Source organism: Acetobacter thailandicus, assembly GCF_011516655.1.
GTDB lineage: Bacteria > Pseudomonadota > Alphaproteobacteria > Acetobacterales > Acetobacteraceae > Acetobacter > Acetobacter thailandicus.
On record NZ_WOSV01000006.1, the window covers coordinates 77,298 to 98,530 of the forward strand.

18 protein-coding genes are annotated in these 21,233 nt (G+C 51.7%); 11 read left to right on the forward strand and 7 right to left on the reverse strand.

The annotated features are described in order from the left end of the window. Window positions 1–218: 218 nt before the first annotated feature. Together GOB58_RS09155 and GOB58_RS09160 are read left to right on the forward strand one after the other, a co-directional pair. Window positions 219–3,467, forward strand: a complete 3,249-nt coding sequence (locus GOB58_RS09155; protein WP_173559985.1) for a TonB-dependent receptor domain-containing protein — start codon at window positions 219–221, stop codon at window positions 3,465–3,467. Window positions 3,468–3,684: 217 nt separating this feature from the next. Continuing rightward, on the forward strand, window positions 3,685–6,690 hold the full coding sequence (locus GOB58_RS09160) for a TonB-dependent receptor domain-containing protein (RefSeq protein ID WP_173559986.1): 3,006 nt from the start codon (window positions 3,685–3,687) through the stop codon (window positions 6,688–6,690). Window positions 6,691–6,781: 91 nt separating this feature from the next. Here GOB58_RS09160 and GOB58_RS09165 read toward each other — a convergent pair whose 3' ends face one another. Further along, window positions 6,782–7,603 carry an META domain-containing protein gene (locus GOB58_RS09165; protein ID WP_173559987.1) on the reverse strand — a complete coding sequence of 274 codons (822 nt, stop codon included), beginning with the start codon at window positions 7,601–7,603 and terminating at the stop codon, window positions 6,782–6,784. Window positions 7,604–7,817: 214 nt separating this feature from the next. After that, window positions 7,818–8,852, reverse strand: a complete 1,035-nt coding sequence (locus GOB58_RS09170; protein ID WP_173559988.1) for a threonine aldolase family protein — start codon at window positions 8,850–8,852, stop codon at window positions 7,818–7,820. Window positions 8,853–8,996: 144 nt separating this feature from the next. On the opposite strand from GOB58_RS09170, the gene GOB58_RS09175 reads away from it, so the two are divergent. Continuing rightward, window positions 8,997–9,584 (forward strand): isochorismatase family protein, encoded by a 588-nt coding sequence (locus GOB58_RS09175; protein WP_086554740.1) that lies wholly within the window; start codon window positions 8,997–8,999, stop codon window positions 9,582–9,584. A 125-nt stretch (window positions 9,585–9,709) separates the two neighbouring features. Then, window positions 9,710–10,693 carry an aldo/keto reductase gene (locus tag GOB58_RS09180; protein WP_086554741.1) on the forward strand — a complete coding sequence of 328 codons (984 nt, stop codon included), beginning with the start codon at window positions 9,710–9,712 and terminating at the stop codon, window positions 10,691–10,693. Between the two features lie 94 nt (window positions 10,694–10,787). On the opposite strand, the gene GOB58_RS09185 is transcribed toward GOB58_RS09180, so the two are convergent. After that, window positions 10,788–11,303 (reverse strand): hypothetical protein, encoded by a 516-nt coding sequence (locus tag GOB58_RS09185; RefSeq protein ID WP_173559989.1) that lies wholly within the window; start codon window positions 11,301–11,303, stop codon window positions 10,788–10,790. Window positions 11,304–11,543: 240 nt separating this feature from the next. On the opposite strand from GOB58_RS09185, the gene GOB58_RS09190 reads away from it, so the two are divergent. Then, a complete protein-coding gene (locus tag GOB58_RS09190) occupies window positions 11,544–11,996 on the forward strand; it encodes a nitrate reductase associated protein (protein ID WP_086554743.1) in 453 nt (150 codons plus the stop codon). A 91-nt stretch (window positions 11,997–12,087) separates the two neighbouring features. Further along, the gene (locus tag GOB58_RS09195; protein WP_173559990.1) at window positions 12,088–14,397 is read left to right on the forward strand and encodes an FdhF/YdeP family oxidoreductase; all 2,310 of its coding nucleotides are present in this window, start codon (window positions 12,088–12,090) and stop codon (window positions 14,395–14,397) included. 89 nt (window positions 14,398–14,486) lie between these two features. On the opposite strand, the gene GOB58_RS09200 is transcribed toward GOB58_RS09195, so the two are convergent. Both GOB58_RS09200 and GOB58_RS09205 read right to left on the reverse strand, forming a co-directional pair. Next, the gene (locus GOB58_RS09200) at window positions 14,487–14,783 is read right to left on the reverse strand and encodes a hypothetical protein (RefSeq protein WP_173559991.1); all 297 of its coding nucleotides are present in this window, start codon (window positions 14,781–14,783) and stop codon (window positions 14,487–14,489) included. 140 nt (window positions 14,784–14,923) lie between these two features. Further along, the gene (locus GOB58_RS09205) at window positions 14,924–16,033 is read right to left on the reverse strand and encodes an NADH:flavin oxidoreductase/NADH oxidase (RefSeq protein WP_173559992.1); all 1,110 of its coding nucleotides are present in this window, start codon (window positions 16,031–16,033) and stop codon (window positions 14,924–14,926) included. 109 nt (window positions 16,034–16,142) lie between these two features. Between GOB58_RS09205 and GOB58_RS09210 the strand changes: the two genes are divergently transcribed. Beyond that, the gene (locus tag GOB58_RS09210) at window positions 16,143–17,042 is read left to right on the forward strand and encodes a LysR family transcriptional regulator (RefSeq protein ID WP_086635048.1); all 900 of its coding nucleotides are present in this window, start codon (window positions 16,143–16,145) and stop codon (window positions 17,040–17,042) included. 23 nt (window positions 17,043–17,065) lie between these two features. On the opposite strand, the gene GOB58_RS09215 is transcribed toward GOB58_RS09210, so the two are convergent. After that, window positions 17,066–17,782 carry a LexA family transcriptional regulator gene (locus GOB58_RS09215; protein WP_086554748.1) on the reverse strand — a complete coding sequence of 239 codons (717 nt, stop codon included), beginning with the start codon at window positions 17,780–17,782 and terminating at the stop codon, window positions 17,066–17,068. 346 nt (window positions 17,783–18,128) lie between these two features. Between GOB58_RS09215 and GOB58_RS09220 the strand changes: the two genes are divergently transcribed. The 4 genes from GOB58_RS09220 to GOB58_RS09235 are packed head-to-tail and all read left to right on the forward strand — an operon-like array spanning window position 18,129 to window position 20,369. Beyond that, entirely contained in the window at window positions 18,129–18,503 is a 375-nt protein-coding gene (locus GOB58_RS09220; protein ID WP_173559993.1) for a hypothetical protein, read from the forward strand. After that, window positions 18,500–19,276: a winged helix-turn-helix domain-containing protein gene (locus GOB58_RS09225; protein ID WP_173559994.1), complete on the forward strand. Its 777-nt coding sequence runs from the start codon at window positions 18,500–18,502 to the stop codon at window positions 19,274–19,276. The genes GOB58_RS09220 and GOB58_RS09225 overlap by 4 nt, the downstream gene beginning before the upstream one ends. 4 nt (window positions 19,277–19,280) lie before the next feature. Then, entirely contained in the window at window positions 19,281–19,802 is a 522-nt protein-coding gene (locus tag GOB58_RS09230; protein ID WP_173559995.1) for a hypothetical protein, read from the forward strand. A 39-nt stretch (window positions 19,803–19,841) separates the two neighbouring features. Beyond that, window positions 19,842–20,369 (forward strand): hypothetical protein, encoded by a 528-nt coding sequence (locus GOB58_RS09235; protein ID WP_242005286.1) that lies wholly within the window; start codon window positions 19,842–19,844, stop codon window positions 20,367–20,369. A 241-nt stretch (window positions 20,370–20,610) separates the two neighbouring features. On the opposite strand, the gene GOB58_RS09240 is transcribed toward GOB58_RS09235, so the two are convergent. Then, window positions 20,611–21,228, reverse strand: a complete 618-nt coding sequence (locus GOB58_RS09240) for a hypothetical protein (protein WP_173559996.1) — start codon at window positions 21,226–21,228, stop codon at window positions 20,611–20,613. Window positions 21,229–21,233: the final 5 nt, after the last annotated feature.

The window sequence follows — 21,233 nt, forward strand, 5'->3', positions numbered from 1 at the left end:
GCCCCGAAAGGGGGAAGATTGGTAAAAAAAGCACAGTTGCTTGATTTTCTAAGGTTTTTTATGTGGCGGGGTGTGGTATATTTTTGTTGCCAATAAGCAACAATGAGGCCTTATATTTACAATAATGTCATTAAATTAATTTACTGTAATAAATAAAGTCAGCATGCTGATACCCGACCGGAATCGCTCTGTGCCGTGGATGCAGGATTCGTGCTGAAATGAATAAAACTGATGTAAAACGAATAAATTTATCCCGTTATTCTTTAATACTGTTGTCTGCTTTGCCTGCTCTGATGCCGTGGTGCTGGTCTGATATGGCCGAAGCTCAGAGCGAAGAGCGCCCGGCGTCAGAGGTCCGGAGTCCGAAGAAGGCGGTGCAGCATAAAAAAGTCTATGCCAGTAAGGGGCATACGCAGCCACAGGGAGCTGCTCAGTCTGCCGCGGCTGCGGTTTCGTCCGGGGCGGAGGTTCCGTCTTCTGTCGTCAGGAAAGTGCAGCAGGATACTGTTCTTTCCGGCAGGAAGGAGACCGTCACGGTCACAGGTTCGCGCCTGCAAAAGGGGCGCCTGACCGACAATATGGCGTCAATGACACTTGGCGAAGATCAGATCAGGCATCGGGGCTACACCAATATTGGTATGGCCCTGATGACTGAAAACCCGAATTACAGCACACCGGCTAACAGCCCTGTGGGGGCAGCAGGAGGTGCTTTCGGTGCCGGGCAGACTTATGGTGATTTGCTGGGGCTGGGAGCTCAGCGCACGCTGACGCTGGTGAATGGCCGGCGTTTTGTATCATCCTCTACGGCTTCGCAGTTTAGTGCGGTACAGGGCTCCCCGGTTGACCTGACAAACATCCCCACTTTGCTGATTAAAAAAGTTGATGTGGTCGTGGGTTCCGGCGGGCCGGTTTATGGGTCTGACGCTATTGCGGGTGTGCAGAACTTTATCCTGGATGATGATTATAAAGGCGTGAACCTGACCGGGCAGACCGGCTTTAGCCAGAAGGGTGATGGTATAGATTATCGTCTGGCGGGTAAGGCCGGTACTCATTTTGACCATGAGCGCGGCACAGTTGTGTTTGATGTTGAGTATAATCAGACCTTTGGCATGACAAATGCTGACAGGGCACGATGGGCCGGTACAAGCGATAAAAAACTGCAATATACGCGTAATCAGGCGGGTAACGGTTATGATCTGAGCCGCGGCAGCCGCGAGTATCTGCCGTTTACGCAAACCGGTGTGCCTGGCATGCTGGGTAATTATGGCGATTATCCTAACTATCAGGGAGTTGCGACGGGAAGCTCGATTACCAGCCCGGCCGGGCAGCCTCTTATTTTTAGTCAGGATGGCAGGTCGCTTGTGCCGCTCAGGCCCGGTACCCCGACGGGGGATGGATTTACGGCTGTCGGTAAAAAGGGGGAGATGAATGGTTTCCCTATAGGTAACTATGGAAATCTCTTAAATGACCAGCAGCGTCTGAACCTGACAACGCTCGGACATTATGATTTTACCAGGCATCTGCGTTTTACTTATGAGGCCTGGTACGTCCACTCTTCAGTCGCGAATACAGCTTCGCAGCCTTATTACAACACTCAGATGTTCGATGATGTGTTTGACGGCCCCGGCCAGCCTAATGGCGCGATGGAGCTCAGCACGGATAATCCGTTTCTGACCTCTGAGGTGAGAGAGATCCTCAGACAAAACCTGGCAAATGCTGGCTTGCCGACGGATAAATTCTACCTCTCCCGTGCCAGCACAGATTATTATAAAGGCAAATATACAACGACGACTGACCTGTTCCGGTTTGTGGGTGGCCTGCAGGGTGACTTTAATGCAGGTCACAGGCACTTTGACTGGAAGGGGAGTTTTGAATATGGCCAGTATCGTTCGCGCACAAAGCAGACAGAACTTCTTTTACAGAACTATCTTAATGCCCTGAACGCGCAGGTTGATGGCGCGGGTAATATTGTCTGTGCACCAGATTATACTAATGCAGCTTATCCGGCCTTTAGTCAGACCTGTGCGCCCCTTAATCCGTTTGGTTATGACCAGGCCTCCGGCGCAGCACGTGATTATATTCAGACCAGTGCGACGGCACGGTCTGTGAACCAGCAATGGGACCTGAATGCGGATGTGCGCAGCACAGTAATGAAGCTGCCAGCCGGTGACTGGACTTATGACTTTGGTTACGAACATCGCTTTGAGGAGACCAGCTTTAATCCTGGCGGATATTACCGCGGGCAGGAGATGGCAGACGGTACATACCAGTCATATGGGGCTAAAGTGGCAATGCAGAATGTGCAGGGCTCTTACCATACCAACGAGGTCTTTGCTGAAACACTCATCCCGCTTGTGTCGCCTCTTATGCATGTAAGGGGGGTTTATTCTCTTACGGCAACCGGTTCGGCCCGTTATGTCAATAACAGCATGACTGGTGGTTTCTGGGCCTATTCAGGCGGCGGCAGCTATGCGCCTGTGCGTGACATTGTGTTCCATGGAAACTATACGACTTCGTTTCGTGCCCCTTCAGTCTCTGAGTTGTTTCAGCCAATGGGAACAATTTATAGCAAAGGGACAGACCCGTGCGATGTCACCGCCATTAATTCGGGGCCTAACCCTGTGCAACGGCGTATGAACTGCACGAAAGCCGGTGTGCCTAAGGATTTTCAGTCAAATTTTAATAAATTTTCTGTCAGAGGGCAGTCTGGCGGAAACAAAAATCTTAAAAATGAAGAAGCTTCACAGTTTACTGTTGGTACATCTGTTCAGCCGCGCTGGGTCAGAGGGTTAAGTATTGGAGTTGATGTGTATGATGTGCGTGTAAAAAAGCAGATTGAATCACTCAGCCTGGAACAGATACTGGCAGCATGCTATGATTCTGCTTCTTATCCTGATAATAAATATTGCAATAGTTTTAGCAGAAACTCTGATTTTCAGATTAAAAATGGTTTTACTGCGGGTAACTACAATATTGGCACGCAGCATACACGTGCTATGCAGGTGCATGCCACGTATTACCTGCCTTTATCAAAACTTGGTCTGTCAGAAAATGCTGGTGCAGTGCAGACGACTGTGAATTATGCGCACAATATACGTCATACAGGTCAGATTTTAACCACACGCTATCAGTATCTGGGTGATTCATCTGATTTGCGGGATAATTTTACAGCCAGCTTTAACTATATGCGCGGGCCACTCTTCGCTCAGTGGCAGATGCAGTATTATGGTAAAGCCAAATATAAGCTCCAGGTGCCTGGAGGGCTCTACCCGCATAATACTATGAAACAGTATTTCACGTTTAATTTCACAACGGGATATACCTTCGCCAGGCATTACAATGTTAATTTTGTCATGAATAACGTGTTTAACGCCCGCCCTCAATATCCTTACCAGGGGGACACCAGTCGCTACTGGAATGCGATTCTGGGGCGCAACTTTCAGGTGCAGGCCGGGGTTGAGTTCTGATCTGATATCGAAATGACTTATCGTAAGAATGTGCATTTCAGCCAGTTTCTGGCTGTGATCGGGGTGTAACTGTGGCGTAAATGCAGCAGTGTTGCGAAGAAAAAAAGACATGTGCTGATTCTGCATCGACAACTGAGGCGATAATTTCATAATCGAAACCGTCTAACGAAGTTCATGAAGTTGTCATAATTTCCTGTTGCAGAGGTCTTTCTTCCATATGATTCAGATACCCCACCGAAAGTCACAGGTGCGGCGGTCGTTCAGACTGTTGTATGTCTTGCCGGTTTTCTCAGCCGGCTTTTCCCTCTCAGCCTCGTTCGCTTATGCACAAACAACTGGTGGAGCCGATACAACTGCGGCCGTTCATCATGTGAAGAAAAAAGCAACGCGTGCACGTAACGCCAGCACTGCTAAGGCATCATCTGCTCATCAGACCGCAGCGACCTCTGCCGGTCAGTCTAAGCAGGTTGCTACCAGCAAATCAGCAGTACGCGTCAGCAATGCGAAAACGCTTGATCAGGCAACTGTTGCCGGTAGTACCGAAGCTGTAACTGTGACAGGTTCGTTCCTTAAGCAGGCGCGTCAGTTCAGCGCAAACCCTGTGCAGACCATTACTGCTAAAGAAATTCAGCAGACCGGTGTGACAAACGTTGGTGACTTCCTTCAGCGTATGCCATCAGTTGGTTCAGGCGGCACTGGCAACGCAGATACCAATGGTGGTGCAGGTATGTCCTGTACTGACATCCGTAACCTTGGTGGTAACCGTGTGCTGGTTCTGGTTGATGGCAAGCGTGTCACACAGAGCTCAACAGGCGTTGGTCAGTGCGTTGACATGAACTCCATCCCGGTGATGGCGATCAGCTCAATCGAAATTCTTAAAGATGGTGGTTCAGAGCTTTATGGTGCTGACGCAGTCTCCGGCGTTATCAACATTAAAATGAAGCATGACGTCAATACCGGTGGTGTGACCATGCGTGGCAGCCTCACGCAATATGGTGATAACCGTCAGTTTATGGCATCAGCTTATAAAGGCTGGAACTTCGACCATAACCGCGGCAACGTGACTATTTTTGGTCAGTTCAGCCATCAGGACGGTGTGAAGCAGTGGAACCGCAAATGGGCACGTAACCCACAGGTTTCTAACACTTCCAGCGGTTCGCAGAGTTATGGTTCGGTTATCTCTACCAGCGGTACGTTTTTTAATGATGCAGGAAGCCCGGTTTTTAACGGTAATTCTGCCGGTGGTCTGACACCTTACAGCAGCTCCAGCCGTTATAACTATGCGCAGGACCAGTCACTCCTCAACGAGCTTGATAACTCAAGCCTGATGGGTGATGCACATTATGACTTTAACAAGCACTTCACGCTTTATTCTAACGTGATGTACAGTCATAAAACATCCTCAACGACAATGGCGCCTATGCCTGCTACAGGCAGCAACCCGCCTTCTACTCTGCCAAGCTCTATTATTATTCCGAGCAATTACCCTGGTAACACTAGCGGTGAAGAGCTGCAGATGTACCGTCGTATGGATGAATTTGGCAAACGTAAAGCCGATACGTCAGTTGACGCACTGACCGCTATGGTTGGCGCAAAAGGCGATATTATCGCTGGCTGGAAATACGATGCCTCCTTCACCTATGGTTCAACCATGGGCACAATGACGACATCAGGTGTGGGTAACTACGCAAAACTGCTTCAGGTCTGGGGTCTGTCTCCTGCAACACCAGGTGATTCCGGCAGTTCGCTGGTTTATAACCCGAATGCCTGTGCCGGTGCCGCCGGCTGCTCGTTCTCGAGCGCGCTGGGTCCTCTCTCTCAGGAGGCTACAGCTTACGCCAACTATAAAGAGCACGATCACTATCACTATCAGCTGCGTGACACCAACGTACGTATTCACAACGACAACGTCGTGAAAATGCCGTATGCTCACGGTGGCAGCCTGGGTATTGCTCTTGGTATGGAACACCGTAGTGAGCAGCTGAGCTATACCCCTGACCCGCTTATTCAGCAGGGTGGTACGCTGAGCAACACAATGGCTGCAACAGGTGGTGGCTTTAATGCCTCTGAAGCTTACCTTGAAGGTAACCTGACCCTGCTGCACAATGCGATGTTTGCTAAAAACCTGTCTATTGATGGTCAGGGTCGTTATTCAGGCTATAATACTTTTGGTAATACCTATAACTGGAAAGTTGGTATTAACTGGGCGCCAACCCGTGATATCGCCTTCCGTGGTACACTGGGTACGTCTTTCCGTCAGCCAAACGTGTTTGAGCTCTATGGCGGTCAGTATATGAGCTATAACGGGGCGAATGATCCATGTGACTCATCGCAGATCACAACTTATGGTGCACTACAGCCAACCGTTATGGCAAACTGCATGAAGCATGGCATTAACCCTAAAAACTTTACAGAAGCAGGGGCAGGTCAGGTTGCAACCCTTATGGGGGGTAACACCAAGCTGCAGCCTGAGGTTGGCCGTACCTATACTTTTGGTGCAACCATGACACCACGCTGGGTTCCTGGCCTGATGACCAGCGTATCCTTCTGGCATTATCGTGTATCAAACATGATTACCTCGCTGCCAACACAGTATATTCTTGATAGCTGCTACACGGGTACAGGCACATCAAACTGTGCAGCGATTAACCGTCTGAGCAACGGACAGATCAACTCTGTTTCAGCTTACAATATCAATGGCGGTGCTATGACCACCAGTGGTATTGACTGGGATCTGACATACCGCATCCGTCTGACCTGGGAAGACTCGCTGATTATTTCGAATAACTTCCAGAAACTGGTGAGCTACAAGCAGCAGCTGGTTCCGGGTGGCCCGAAATATGACTATAAAGGCACGATCACCTATCAGGCCGGGGGCACATCTAACCCGACCGTACGTGACTATGCTTCTTTTACATGGCGTCATAACGACTTCAGCGTAACCTATATGCTGCAGTATATGAGCGGCATGCACTGGAACGACGGTTCAAACCGTATTTACAAATCACAGGGTTATGGTCGTGTTAAAACACCAAACATGGTTCTTCAGGACCTGACCTTTAACTATAACTACAAGAAATGGGCATTCCAGTTCGAAGTTCAGAACCTTGCGAACAAACAGCCTCCGTTCCTTGTTAACTCTTCTGATAACAGTAACGACTCAACATATGGTGGTTACTATGCAGGTCGTACCTTCCTGCTGCAGGCTGGCACAACCTTCTGATAAGATCTTCCTGATCTGAAACAGGCAGGGCCGCTGTTGAGACATCAACAGCGGCCCTTTTTGTATGAAAATAACCGGTTTTAATTCAGGTTTATAAAATCTGGCGCAGCTGAATAGTGCGGTCATCATCTGTTTTAAGGGTGAGGGTGCTGCCACTGGCCTGCCAGCTTGTCGCAGCCCGCAGCAGCCCGTTAAATATGTCAGCCCGCTGCATAATTGCGCCAGAGCAGGCCATGAGTGTATTCATGCCGCTTTGCTGGTGAATGATCCTGCCTTCTGGTCTGACAGTCATCCCCCCTGAGTAACGGTTGCACCCGTCAGAGCCAGAGACATCACCTGTGGCGTTGATGTTGAGGGTCGGGGTTTGCTGCACATCCGGGGCCATATCAGTTGTTGCATCTGTAAGGCTTGGCCGGTCGTTGCCTGCCGTAACAGGAGTGCCGTTTAATGCCGTAACAACCCAGCTTGTGCCGTTAATAATCGCTGCTCTGGCAGGGTCGCCACCGCAGCCATGATAAGTGCCCTGCGGTGTTTTTACGGTCACTGTCTCGCTGTAGGTCTGACCTGTTGTACTGTTTGTGCAGGTCTTAGGGGTCACATCAACTTTCATTTTTTTAGTGAGATAGGTTCTGTGCGCTGCATCGCTCTCATCCTCCGTCAGTGTTTTAATCTGTGTCGGTGCACCCTGCCGGTTAAAGGTGAGTGTGTTGCCAGAGAGCGTCAGGTGCCAGTCGGGCGAGGAGCCTGCTGCCTGATACACGTCATCTGAATTTTGTACGGACTGCGGCACTGCGGGAGAAGATTTATGAAATAAAGAGCATCCCCCCGTCAGGAGAGGCAGGCTCAGACTTAGTCCTCCCATAAGCATATGCCTGTAAGAGGTCGTGAAAACAGTTTTTGTTTTTCTGATCATGGTATTCGCTGTTTTGTTTCAGAATATGTTTTTTCAGAATAGTAGAGCGGAGAAGATAATGCCAGTTTGCATTACTTTTCCGGTTATTTAACCTCTCTGAGGAGGCTGAAATTTATAAAGGGCAGGCGATAATACAGACCTGCCCATAGTGATACTGTTTCAAATAGTTCCGCGCTAACACCAGCCCGGACATGATAATGGCGTCACCTGTCAGTTACAGGTCGTCTTTGCTGCATAAAGCAATGTCAGAAGCCAGTTCATCAACACGGGCAGGGTCGGCATCCCACGCGAACATAAAGCGCGCGCCGCCACCAATGAAGGTATAAAAACGCCAGCCTCTGGCGCGGAGTTTTTCAAATAATATGTCTGACCCACGTACGAAGACACCATTGGCCTGCACCGGAAAAAGCAGATCAACACCGGGAAGAGCCTTTATCGCATCAGCCAGCTTTTGTGCGCAGGCATTGCCATGTGCCCCGTTGCGCAGCCAGGCGCCACTTTCGAGCATATGCACCCAGGGGGCTGAAAGAAAACGCATTTTAGAGGCAAGCTGTCCGGCCTGTTTACAGCGATAGTCAAAGCCGTCTGCCAGGGCGGGGTCAAAGAAGACAACAGCCTCACCCACCATCATACCGTTTTTTGTGCCGCCAAAGCACAGCACATCCACACCGGCTTTCCAGGTTATGTCGGCCGGGCTGCACCCGAGAGAGGCACAGGCATTGGCAAAGCGTGAGCCGTCCATATGCAGGCGCAGGCCAAGCGCACGGCAGGTTTGTGAAATGGCGCGTATTTCGTCGGGTGTATAAATTTCGCCGGTTTCTGTGGGTTGCGTGATAGTGACAGCCCGTGGGCGGGGGTAGTGAATGTCAGAACGGCAGGTGGCCAGAGAGCGGATATCCTCAGGGGTGAGCTTTGCGCTGTCAGTGCGTGCGACCAGCAGCTTTGCCCCGCCGGAGAAGAATTCAGGTGCGCCACATTCGTCAGTTTCGACATGCGCGCATGAGGCACAGATCACGCTGTTGTAGGACTGGCATAAAGAAGCCAGAGCCAGCGAGTTTGCTGCCGTGCCGTTAAAAACGAAAAAGACCTCGCATTGTGTATCAAACAGCGTGCGAAAGGCCTGTGCGGCGCGTGCTGTCCATTCATCCTCACCATAAGCGACGAGAGAACCACTATTGGCCTGTTGCATAGCCTCCCATGCTTCAGGGCAGGCCCCGGCATAGTTATCACTGGCAAATTGCTGGGCCATAACGTGTGCTCCTTAATGTGATGGCGGTCATGGCCCTGTTTAGCACAGCAAACAGGTAGCAGGCAGAGGCAAAAGAGTGCTTTACTCGTTTTGCCCGGGCAGAGCAGCCTGTCTGCCCTATAGAGAAGACGGAGCACAGTGTACATGCCGGTTACTCCTGCAGATGCCCTGATTATTGTTGATGTTCAGAACGATTTTCTGCGTGGCGGGGCGCTGGTCGTGCCAGGGGCTGAGCGTATTCTGCCCGTTATTAACCAGCTTACTGACATGCCTTTTCAGACTATTGTCACCACACAGGACTGGCACCCCGCAGACCACTGCTCTTTTCACAGCAGCGGGGGGCCATGGCCGCGCCACTGTGTGCAGGGCACATACGGGGCTGAGCTGTCTTCAGTGCTGCATACGCGCAGGGTGTCAGCCTTTTTCAGAAAAGGAACAATGCGGGACACGGACAGTTATTCAGCCTTCTCTGATGCCGGAGGCTATCACCCCACAGGGCTGAACGGCTTTTTGCATGAGCGTGGGGTAAAGCGGGTTTTTGTGTGCGGGCTGGCTTATGATGTCTGCGTGGCTGATACCGCCTGTGACGCCGCGTTACTTGAGTTTGAGACCAGGGTTATTACCGATGCCTGCGCCAGCATTCAGCCCGAAACCGCCCGCCAGGCGACCAGCCGCCTGCACCAGCGTATGATAGGCCTGGTAACTGCGCGTGATCTGAATATGAGAGCGTAAAAGCTGGCAGGTCAGTGCAACCGAGCCATACACTGTGTTCAGGGCGGGGCATACCCCGCATAGACGGGCGGGCTTATCCTGGTTAGAGTCTGCGTCAACCTGAACTTCACAAGGAGGCTCTCCAGATGATCTCACAGGACAAAATCTCCATTCCGGGGCTTGGTAAATCTGTCTCACGCGTTGCACTTGGCACGTGGGCGATCGGCGGCTGGATGTGGGGCGGACCCGATGATGATAACGCGATACGCACCATTCACAGCGCGCTTGATGAGGGCATTGACCTGATCGACACCGCGCCGGTTTATGGCTTTGGGCACTCTGAAGAAGTGATTGGCCGTGCGCTTGAGGGCCGGCGTGACAAGGTGGTTATTGCCACCAAAGTGGGCCTGAACTGGAAAGATGAAAAACCTTTTCGTGACAGCAGCCCGGCGCGCATCCGCCAGGAGGTGGAAGACTCCCTGCGCCGCCTGAAAACTGATTATCTCGACATTTATCAGGTGCACTGGCCTGATGATAAAACCCCCGTTGCTGAGACGGCCAGCGTGCTGGCTGAACTGGTGAAGGAGGGGAAGGTGCGCACACTGGGCGTATCGAACTACTCAGTCGCACAAATTGAAACTTTCAGGCAGCATGCGCCACTTTCTGTTTTGCAGCCGCCCTATAACCTGTTTGAGCGTGATATAGAAAAAGATATTCTGCCTTACATGGTCGGGCACAAGCTGGTGGGCCTGGGTTACGGCCCGCTGTGTCGTGGGCTGCTGGCCGGTAAAATGACGGCTGAGACGACTTTCCCTGCGACTGACCTGCGTAGTGGTGACCCTAAATTCCAGGCACCGCGCTTTAAGCAGTATCTTGCAGCGGTTGAGCAGCTGCGCGCCCTGGCAGATAAACATGGTAAGTCTGTTATGGTGCTGGCTATTCGCTGGGTGCTTGACCAGGGGCCGCTCATTGCCCTGTGGGGGGCAAGAAAGCCTGCTCAGATCGAAGGGGTGGCCGATGTGTTTGGCTGGCACCTGAGTGAGGCAGACCGTGCGGAGATTGATCGTATTCTTAAAACAACAATTACTGACCCGGTCGGACCTGAGTTTATGGCGCCACCTAACCGCTGATTACAGCATATGTCACAGTCTCTGCCCGCAGGGGCTGTGACATAGTGTGCTGGCAATGTCATCAGTATAAAATGTGATGACCTGAAATTTTACTTTATAAATGGATTTCGACTTTGCTTAGAGAGGATCCAAAAAAATCGTTTCTATGGGCAACAATACTTTTATTTTCTTCTGGTATATAAAACAGGTTCGTATTTAAATGAATAACAATTTTTTCTATACGCCCTGAGAGGGAGAGTAATTTACTGAAGTAGGGGCTGTGAGGAAGAGTCAGATTTATAGAAAGCTCAGAATTTTCCATCCCTCCTGATGCTTTAAACTTATCATCAGTATTATTGCATATTATTTTTATTTTTATTTGATCAGTCAAATTAATTGAGTTGTTTTTAAGTAAATATACATGATCTAAAAAACATGATTTTCCGCTTAATTCTATTGATTCATTAAAATTTTCATCAAATATGTTTATTAATGTCACTTCTTCTATTGAAATGGACGTAGAATTTTTATCTCTTGGATATTCACGTAATATAGAGCTGGTGGATTTATTTACTTTTGTGATTGTATTATGATTATTATCATAAGTATATTTAAATAATTCGTTTTCCATTTTTTATCCTTTCTTGATTAATTTATACTTTTTTATTTATATTATTTTTAATATAATCAAGTAAAATATAATATGTAATTATAATGAATGTTTTTTTTGAAGCGTAATGCAGCAGAGATACTGTGCCATGCGGGTTATATCTGTCATGCTTCTGTTACACTAAAAAAACTCTTATCCACAATCAGTTGAGGTGCTAGGGTGACCTCCCGGCCCTGCAGGGCAGTGGTGGATTAAGGTACCATGATTTTTGACTTTGAAAGTGACTTTGCAGGTTCTTTACGCTGCATTCCGATGATTGCCCGCCAGAAACTCGATATTGTAGCGATTAAAATGAGCCTTCGTCAGTGGAGCAGGCTTTCGCGTGAGGAGCGCGGTCAGCTGACCGAACAGCCCTGCACAACCCCACAGCAGGTTGAGGCTTATCGTACGCTGGTGCTGCACCTTATTGCCACCAGAACTGATGAACCCGCTAAACTGCTTGCGGCACAAAACCTTGCAGACTGGCAGCAGACCGTTCACGTGCCTGATGCCGTGCTGGCACAGGCCCACGCTGATAACGTGCCGCCGCCTGCGCTGAGTGTGTGGCAGAGCCTTACGCCGCTGCAGCGCTTTGCCCTGATTAAACTTGCACGATCACAGCATGAAAATGAGAATTTCGTACCCGCCATGAAAGAGTTCGGCATTCTCGCATAATTACCTGACTGCATCACTGACCGGTGGCATGTGTTACCGGCCTTTTTTGTCGTTTTCCAGCCACGCTGGTTCCTTCTGAGGAATTGTTATCATGAGCCAAGAGAAAGAAGCCCTCTTTAAACCCTATCACCATCCGGCGGGTGGCTGGGGGGCGGCCGGGGCGACGGCCAAAGTGCTTATGGAGCAGAGCGTGCTGGTTAAAGGCTCTCGCGGCTTGCTGGCTATGAACCAGCCTGGCGGGTTTAAATGCCCCAGCTGTGCTTTCCCTGACCCTGACGAGCGCAAAACACTCGAATTTTGTGAAAACGGTGCCAAGGCACTGGCGCACGAGGCGACAAAGGCCCGCATCACGGCCGATTTTTTTGAAGAATTTACCGTCACGCAGCTGATGGAAAAAAGCGATTACTGGCTCGAAATGCAGGGGCGGCTTACTGAGCCCATGCGCTATGACGCTGCAACTGACAAATATGTGCCCGTCTCGTGGGATGATGCCTTTGCCATGATCGGCCGGCACCTCCGCTCGCTCGACAGCCCCGACCAGGCCGAGTTTTATACATCAGGCCGCACAGCTAACGAGACTGCGTTTCTCTACTCTATTTTTGTGCGCGAGTTCGGCACCAACAATTTCCCCGACTGCTCTAATATGTGCCATGAGCCAACAAGCCGTGGCCTGGCTCCGGCTCTGGGTGTGGGCAAGGGCACCATTGTCATGGCCGACTTTGAGCACGCCGAGGCTATTTTTGTCGTAGGGCAGAACACCGGCACCAACTCACCGCGTATGATGACCAATCTGGTTGAAGCCCGTAAGCGTGGCATCCCCATTGTGCTCATTAACCCGATGCCAGAGCGTGCGCTGATCCGCTTTACTGAGCCGCAGGATATGGTGAAGATGGCAACCATGGGCTCAACCGCGATCTCGAACGAGTTTGTGCATGTGCGCATTGGCGGTGACCTTGCCATTTTCAAAGGCATTATGAAGGTTCTGTTTGAAGCTGATGCCCGCGGTGAAGACGCACTTGATAAAGAGTTTCTGGCAGAGCACACGCTGGGTCTTGAAGAGCTGCGTGCCGATGCGCTGAGTTATGACTGGGCTGATATTACCCGCATTTCTGGCGTGTCAGAGGAGCAGATCCGCAAACTTGCTGCTATTTACCAGAAATCTAACGCTACCATCATCTGTTATGGCATGGGCATTACCCAGCATCAGAAAGGTTCAAACCTTGTGCAGCAGGTCGCAAACCTGCTGATGCTGCGTGGCAATTTTGGCAAACCTGGTGCAGGCATTGCCCCTATACGTGGTCATTCCAACGTGCAGGGTGACCGCACTGTGGGTATTGATGAAAAACCCACTCAGGCCTATCTCGACAAAGTGCGCGATGTGTTTGGCTTTGAACCCCCGCGTGAGCATGGCCACCATGCTGTTGAATCGCTTGAGGCGATGGAGGCCGGCACCGCTAAGGTCTTTATTGGCATGGGCGGTAATTTTATTCGTGCGATGCCTGACACCGAGCGGTCATATGCGGCTATGTCGCGCCTTAACCTGACCGTTGGCATTACCACCAAGCTGAACCGCGGCCACCTGGTGCATGGTAAAGACGCGCTTATTCTGCCCGTTGTTTCTCGCTCTGAGCGGATTATCACCAGTGCGGGTGAGCAGTTCGTCACGATTGAAGATGCGATGTCAAATGTCACAGCTTCACGCGGGGTGTTTGACCCGGTCAGCCCGCAGGCTCTGCCAGAGACTGAAATTGTGTGCCGCATGGCTATGGCAACACTGCCTGAGTCCCGCCTGGACTGGGCGGCCTATCAGGAGGATTACTCCCTCATCCGCGATAAAATTGCGGCGGTTTACCCCGAGATTTATGCTGACTTCTCTGAGCGGATCAAACACCCTAAAGGCCTGCACCTTGACGTGGCACCCCGCCGCCGTGTGTGGAAAACAGAGACCGGTAAAGCCAATATCTTTGTGCTGCCCGGCCTTGAGGTGAATGATGTGGTGGCCGAACCTGGCATGCTGCGCCTGGCGACGATCCGCTCTCACGATCAGTATAATACCACGATCTATAGCAACAGCGACCGTTATCGTGGCGTGTATAACACCCGCATGGTGGTGTTTATGAACCGTGATGACATGAAAGAGCGTGGCCTGGCCAACGGGTCGGTCATTGCGCTTGAAACCTGCACGGAGGACGGATATCGCCGCCATGTTGATGGTCTGAGCGTGGTTGACTACCCCATGCCACGCGGGGCCATTGCCGGGTATTACCCTGAGCTGAACCCGCTTTTGCCACTTGAGTATTTTGATAAGGTGAGCGGTACCCCTGCCGCCAAGTCTATTCCCGTTCGGGTGGTGGCCAGTGCGGCTCAGGCCGAAGCCACTCCGATCAGGATCGCAGGTTAAATAAACAGCCTGCTATGGTGTGCTGCCTCCCCGTTGCGTAAGGGGGCGGTTGCCAGGCGGTCTCATGGCGTTGTCTGACAGTGCGGGGCTTAACAGCTCTGCACCGTGCAGGCATATGCTTCATGCAGCGTCATGATGTCATCACGCTCAATTTCTTCCGCCAGAGCGGTCAGTGTGTCACAGCACTCAAGGGCGACCAGCGGGGCAGAGGCAAGATAAAGACTGTCAATCTGCGGGCGCAGGCGCGCTGCAAGTGTTTTAATATGGCGGGCAATATCGGTCAGGGTGGCGCAGTCTGTGCGTTCCTGCTGGCAATGCCAGGCGTGTGTGCCCGGCAGCGGCGCCATGCGGGGCGCATCGTCGCAGACATGGCGAGAGAGAGACATAAGGCAACCTCCGGCACTGTAAGAGGGGAGGGCTTTGTTCTGCCACTGACCAGCACAGACATGCGCAAAAAAAGACCTGCACAGAGCCGGATTATAGTACATCCGGATATGCAGGTTTTTTTATTTCAGATCAGACAATATTAAAACTGACCCAGGCTGTAACGCTCAAGCCAGCGCGCATAGGACGGAGGTAAAACCCATGCGGCGCGGTCAGCCCGCAGGGCTTTTGCTGCGGCATATGTCCAGTGCGGGTTGGCAAGATGCGCCCGCCCGACAGAGACAAGGTCAAGCCTCTCTTCAGCGACAGCCTGCTCAGCTACGGCAGGCACCTCAAAGCCCCATGCGGTGGTGACAGGTATGCCGGCTTCTTTACGCACACGCTCGGCATAAGGCGCCATAAAGCCAGGCCCCCAGGGGATGTGCACATCAGGGATAGTAAAGCCCATGCTGACACTGAGCAGATCAAGGCCTTCTTTTTTCAGGCGTTTGATCAGATACAGCGAGTTGGCAAATGTTTCCTCATCGCGGCCGTCAAATTCAATTACGCCAAAGCGGGCCGTCAGCGGCAGGTGCTCAGGCCAGACTTTTTTGACCTCAGCCAGAGTTTCAATCAGAAAACGGCAGCGGTTTTCAAGGCTGCCACCATAAGCATCGGTGCGCTGATTGGTGTATTCTGAAAAAAAGCTCTGTGCCAGGTAGCCATGGGCAAAATGCAGCTCGATCCATTCAAACCCGGCTTCAAGGGCGCGGCGTGCGGCATCAGCAAACTGCTGCTTAACCGTTGCAATATCGTCAGTGGTCATTGCTTTGGGTGTGCGTGGCAGGTGCGCACCAAACGCAATGGCTGAAGGGGCAATGGTCTGCCAGCTGCGCGGGTCGCTTTCGGGAATATGGTCATCGCCTTCCCAGGGGATGTTCGCGCTGGCTTTGCGGCCTGCATGTGCGATCTGAATTCCAGGCACCGCCCCGCCGTCTTTAATGGCTTTTACAACGGGAATAAAGGCTTCTTTCTGTTCATCATTCCACAGGCCGAGGCAGCCCGGGGTGATACGCCCTTCAGGGGCAACAGCCGTGGCTTCAACGACCACAACGCCGGCTCCCCCCCGTGACAGTGCGCCATAATGAACATGGTGGCCGTCATTAGGCATGCCATCGGTGGCGATATACTGGCACATTGGCGGCACAGCCACGCGGTTGCGCAGGGTAATGTCTTTAAGCGTAAAAGGCTTTAGCAGGGCGGGAGAGGCCATAAGAAAAACTCCTCAATGTCATGTAACGTGGTAACGCCCTTAAGTTAGGTATTGCGCAGGCAACAATAAATGGCCTAATCGTTCGAACATAACGAACTGAAACGCAATCATGTCATCACCGCATTTTGCTGCGCTCGAGGCTTTTGTGCAGGCTGCTGAAACCGGCAGTTTTAAAGAAGCAGGGCGCAGACTGGGTATTTCCTCCTCAGCTATCGGGCGCACTATCGCCCGCCTTGAAGCCGGGCTTGAGGTCAGGCTGTTTTATCGCTCAACACGGGCCATTGCCCTGACGGCTGAGGGCGAGAAGTTTCTGGTGCGCTGCCATCGTATTTTTGCTGAGTATGAAGCCGCACGTGAGGAGATGGGGGAGGTTACAACCGCACCGGTGGGGCGGCTGCGTGTGGGTTTTCCCAGTATGGGCACAGAGATGATGCATCATATTATCGCGTTTCAGAGCGAGTATCCTGAGATTGAGCTTGATCTCGACTTCAGTGACCGCCTGGTCAATGTGGTGGAGGAGGGGTTTGATGTCGTGATGCGTATTGGCACAGTGGAAGATTCACGCCTCAGAATGCGCCGTCTCAAGGGGTTCAGGCATCAGCTGGTGGCTACTCCGGCTTATATTGCCCGTTATGGCCACCCGCAGCAGGTCAGCGACCTGACAGCGCATCGCTGCCTGCGTTACCGCTACCCCACAACAGGCCGCCTTTCGCCCTGGACCTTTTTGCATAACGGGCAGAGCCTGCGCCCTGAGCTGCCACAGTCGGCAGTGGCCAATAATGTCAGCACGCTGCTGAGTATGGTGATGGGCGACCAGGGGATTGCCCTGCTGCCTGACCTGATTGTGAGTGAAAACCTCAAAGCAGGTAAGCTCACCGCTATTTTTGATGCCTGCGTTTATGACGAACGTGCGGTTAGTCTGCTATGGCCATCCAGCCGGCAGTATCTGCCTAAAGTGCGTGTTTTTGTGCAGTTTATGGCCAGCCGTCTGGAGCGTGAGCTGGCATAAAAAGGCCAGCCGCATTTTTCAGTTCACAGTTTGCGGGCAAACCACACAACCCGCCCCAGAATCTGCACCTGGTCGGCGGGCACATCATACGGGCTGAAACGCGGGTTTTCTGATTTAATACGCACCATCGGCTCTGATGTGCCATGGGCACGCTCAACCCATTTGCACACCACACCATCTCCGTCAAAAAGCACGAAAATACCCGGCTCGATAATAGATGTTTTGCGTGTATCGATCAGCACCATATCGCCATTATGCAGCACAGGGTCCATCGACTGGCCCTCAACCTCAATAACTCTGAGGTCAGCAGGGGCGGCATTCAGTGCACCACGAACAAATTCTTCTTCAAAAAATTTAGGGCGGCCAAGCAGCGTGTCTTCCACATAGCGGCCCCCGCCGGCTCCTGCCCGGACAGAAAGAAAAGGCACGGCTACATATCCTGGCGGGTTGAGGTCACTGGTAACAGCCGGCAGGTCAGGCTGGAGCACATACTCCGTCTCGCACCTGCTGCTTTCAGCTCGTTTCCCCCCGCTGCCGGGAAAGAGCAGGTCGCGCGCTGTGCAGCCAAGAATGGCGGCAACGCGTTCAAGCTTTTCTCCCCCGGGGTTGCGGGACTTACCTTTGAGAATATCACGAACATAAGTGTCTCCCACACCTGCATTTCTGGCCAGAGCTTTCTGTGTCAGGCCAAGCAGGCGCATGCGGCGTTCAAGTTCACTGGCAACGGACGAGCGTATCATGATGCTGACTATTTCATGTGGGTAAATGAAAAAGGGGAGAAAGGGAGATATCACATATTTCGGGCTTGACCAAATGTGATAGGTCACACTACTTATAAAACAAGCCTTCTGCCTGATTCGAGGAGAACGGCTTTTACGTTCATGACAGGGAAAACTGACAATGCACGCCATTCCTTCCTCTTCTGATTTATCAGGTATGCTTTCTGCAAAGCATAGGGAAAATTCATTAAAAAAAGATTTTCCTTTCAGAGGAGTATGTCGAAAAAGAAGGAAGCTTCCCTCTCATCATCCCCGGCAGTATGTGACAAAGCAGGATGTTAGTTTTTCTGCGTCCGGAGGTTGTGATGTGTCACCCCACAATGTGACAATTCCCCCTATGGTTGTATCCTCCGACTCTGTACCGCCTGATGCCGCCAGCCGCATAGCTGCACGCTCATGCACGAGTGCTGCCCATGTGTGGCACATGGTGTCGCTGCGCCGTGCCGGTTTCTCTCTGCGTCAGATTGGCAGGCGCTCAGGCCGTTGTATGGAGGGCGTGCGCCAGGCCCTGATGCGCTACGAGCAGGCCCTGAACGAACTGCGTGACCCTGCCTCTGAGGAGGAGGGCGAGGAGCTTATGATGTGCGGCATGTTTCGTGACCCTGAGCCGCTGCCTCCTGGCCACCCTGTGGCAATGCGCGGCCTGTGGCGCGGCCTTGAACACTGGAGGGATTTTGTATGAGCCGGCGCCGGTGGTCAAAATTCTGGTGGCAGGATTATGAGCAGGATGCCGCTTTGCGCCTGTGTTCGCTTGCTGCCCAGGGGTTATGGATGCGCCTGCTTTGCCTGATGCACGAGGCGGAGCCTTATGGCCATCTGTGCCTTAACGGGCAGCCTTTGCAGCCGCGGCAGCTTGCGGTGATGACGGGTGTAGCAGCCCGCCAGGTGGTGCGTTTAATGGCAGAACTTGGCCAGGCTGGTGTGTACAGCACCAGTGCTGAGGGCTGTGTGTTCAGCCGCCGTCTGGTGCGTGATCAGATTGCCTCTGAGCAGGGAACGGCCTGGGGGCGTACTGGTGGCAGCCCGGGATTAAAACGCAGTGCAGGCCAGGCCAGGGGGTTAACCCCCCCGCATATCCCCCAAGAAGCAGAGGCAGAAGCAGAGACAGATTCTCCCTTCACTACGTTCGGGCCGGAGGGCGATGCCCGTGAGCATCTTTTTATCAAAGGGGTAGCTATTGTGCAGCGTATGACAGGGCGCCCTGAGCGTGCTGTGCGTGTGCTGGTGGGCCGGTGGCTCAAAGTGCTGCATGACGATGCCGCCACCCTGAGTAGTGTGCTGTGCGAGTGCAGCCGCTTTCGCCCGGCCGAACCCGTCGCCTGGATAGAGGGTGCCCTGCGCCGCCGGCTTGAAAGCACGGTGTATCAGGGTGCGGTATGCAGCGTTACAGGCCGTCAGCCTCATGCCGTGCGTATGGATGCCTGGCGCAATGTGCCTGATATGGAAGGAATATAGCACGATGGAAATGATGTCTGGCGCCTTTGCGCGGTCAGCTCATGGCGTGCTGTCAGAGCAGGCTGTGGTTGCTGGTTATCAGCCCCCCTGTGCTGCATTGCGTGCGGCTTTTGCTGTGTGCCTGGCTGGTACACCCGTGCTGCGGCGTGATCTCTCCCCTGTGCTGATGGCTGAGCTTGAGCATTATGCAGCCTGGCTGCAGGCCGCACTGCAGCCCCCGTCAGAATTGCTGGTGGCAGCATGGCTTAAAAAACTGGGGGGGCTGGTGACAAACCCGCCAGGGGGTGACAGTGCTGCGGCCCGGTGTGCCGCAATTTTTGAGGTGTGTGGCGAGCTTGCCGCCGGTGTGTGGAACCGCTCAGCCCGCATGGCATGGGTGCGCCAGCCCCCGCGTAATGACTATTATGCCGGGGCACGCTGGCCCAGCCCCAGCGAGCTTTATACGCTGCTTGTACCGTTTGACACCGCCCTGCGCCGTGATGCGGAGGGCTGCCGGAAGCTAATGAAGTCTTTAAAAAATCACTGAAATTTAAATTATTTTTCTCATGAATAAGGAAAGATGATCATGCCTGTTCAGACCGGATTTGTGGCACGCACGGATGAATTGAATGGCCCGACGGCGGAACGTCTGCAGCACTCTGATTTTATAACTACGTCTGCACCGGTGCGGGTGCTGCGCACTGTGCAGGCCTTGCTTCATGCCGGAGATATTACACAGTCAGCCGCTGATGCCGGAGAGAGATGGTATCAGAATTATGTATTCGGATACTGCAATTATACCGAATGGCCTGAAAATTTTCAGCGTGTTTCACTCACCCGCCATGACCAGGTGTCATGGCAGCTTTTGCGGGCTCAGGCTATGACACGGGTAACACTGGTGCGCGAGGCTCTGGGACTGTGCGCACACCAGCGCCTGCGTATGATGCTGGTTGACGAGCTGTCGTTTCGTGCAATGGGCAGCGCGCTGTTTCCTGCTTTGTCGGCCAGTTCTGCACAGCGCAAGGTAGCGGCACAATGTGCTTTGCTGCTTGAGCAGCTCGAAGCGTTTGAGGAAGTACAGCGTAAAGCTACAAAGGAGAAAAATAGTAATTAAAAATAAAATTGAATTTAAATTCAGAATATATATAGTATTTCTAAAGTAGATAACACAGGAGTTTTTATGTCAGAAAAAAAAGAAAAAAATGACGAAAAAACAAATACTTCAAAGGTGAATGTTTCTTCGTCGGCTTCGTCCTCAACACTTCAGGGGAAGCCTGTGAATTGTATAGGAACGGAAAATTTTAAGGAGGATATCGAACAGATAATACGGCAAAACAAATAAGTCAGTTGCATAATTACCGAGGGCAAGGGAAATAGTGATAAATAGCAAGTGATGAAAAATATAAAATAACACTGATAGCCAAAGCGCAAAGTGGTGCAGATGCAAGCAGTACCACTGCCAGGTTCTGACACCACTTTGCTTTTTTTGCTCCTTTTCTGCTTTTTGAAATACTTTCAAAATTAACCCTTAAAAGGTAATATTGTGCTTCAGCTAATGAAGATGTGAACATAGCAGGATTTTTAAAATCATCTTCTGTGGGTGAGGTTGCGCCCAGTGTTTGCGCCCATAGTCCGGCCGCGGCGCAGATTGCTGATGCAGTCCACATTGCAAAAGATATTATTAAGAATGGTATAATAAACAGTAAAAAAGTGGAGGGAGAATTTTTATCTGTTCCCTGGATGATAAAAAAGAGCGCGCCAATTGCAGAAAGAGAAAAAGTGGATGATTGCGTTAAAACAGAAGCGCTTTTTGTATAAACAGCCCTTGTTCCTTCAATCGATTGTTTGTTGGCATCTTTTGTTGTTTCGAGATAAATTTTAAGTATTTTATTTATTTCGTCTGTTTCATCAGGTTTGTATGAATTGAAATCTATCCTGGGCCATTTATCCTCTGTTTTTTTATTTGAGCTCATTATGT

Excerpts from the sequence above, each read along its gene's own strand:
- GOB58_RS09190 (WP_086554743.1), top strand. The coding sequence starts at position 11,544 with ATGATTTTTGACTTTGAAAGTGACTTTGCAGGTTCTTTACGCTGCATT.
- GOB58_RS09215 (WP_086554748.1), bottom strand. The coding sequence starts at position 17,782 with ATGATACGCTCGTCCGTTGCCAGTGAACTTGAACGCCGCATGCGCCTG.
- GOB58_RS09195 (WP_173559990.1), top strand. The coding sequence starts at position 12,088 with ATGAGCCAAGAGAAAGAAGCCCTCTTTAAACCCTATCACCATCCGGCG.
- GOB58_RS09155 (WP_173559985.1), top strand. The coding sequence starts at position 219 with ATGAATAAAACTGATGTAAAACGAATAAATTTATCCCGTTATTCTTTA.
- GOB58_RS09185 (WP_173559989.1), bottom strand. The coding sequence starts at position 11,303 with ATGGAAAACGAATTATTTAAATATACTTATGATAATAATCATAATACA.
- GOB58_RS09240 (WP_173559996.1), bottom strand. The coding sequence starts at position 21,228 with ATGAGCTCAAATAAAAAAACAGAGGATAAATGGCCCAGGATAGATTTC.
- GOB58_RS09165 (WP_173559987.1), bottom strand. The coding sequence starts at position 7,603 with ATGATCAGAAAAACAAAAACTGTTTTCACGACCTCTTACAGGCATATG.
- GOB58_RS09205 (WP_173559992.1), bottom strand. The coding sequence starts at position 16,033 with ATGGCCTCTCCCGCCCTGCTAAAGCCTTTTACGCTTAAAGACATTACC.
- GOB58_RS09175 (WP_086554740.1), top strand. The coding sequence starts at position 8,997 with ATGCCGGTTACTCCTGCAGATGCCCTGATTATTGTTGATGTTCAGAAC.
- GOB58_RS09225 (WP_173559994.1), top strand. The coding sequence starts at position 18,500 with ATGAGCCGGCGCCGGTGGTCAAAATTCTGGTGGCAGGATTATGAGCAG.
- GOB58_RS09210 (WP_086635048.1), top strand. The coding sequence starts at position 16,143 with ATGTCATCACCGCATTTTGCTGCGCTCGAGGCTTTTGTGCAGGCTGCT.
- GOB58_RS09230 (WP_173559995.1), top strand. The coding sequence starts at position 19,281 with ATGGAAATGATGTCTGGCGCCTTTGCGCGGTCAGCTCATGGCGTGCTG.
- GOB58_RS09160 (WP_173559986.1), top strand. The coding sequence starts at position 3,685 with ATGATTCAGATACCCCACCGAAAGTCACAGGTGCGGCGGTCGTTCAGA.
- GOB58_RS09200 (WP_173559991.1), bottom strand. The coding sequence starts at position 14,783 with ATGTCTCTCTCTCGCCATGTCTGCGACGATGCGCCCCGCATGGCGCCG.
- GOB58_RS09170 (WP_173559988.1), bottom strand. The coding sequence starts at position 8,852 with ATGGCCCAGCAATTTGCCAGTGATAACTATGCCGGGGCCTGCCCTGAA.
- GOB58_RS09180 (WP_086554741.1), top strand. The coding sequence starts at position 9,710 with ATGATCTCACAGGACAAAATCTCCATTCCGGGGCTTGGTAAATCTGTC.
- GOB58_RS09235 (WP_242005286.1), top strand. The coding sequence starts at position 19,842 with ATGCCTGTTCAGACCGGATTTGTGGCACGCACGGATGAATTGAATGGC.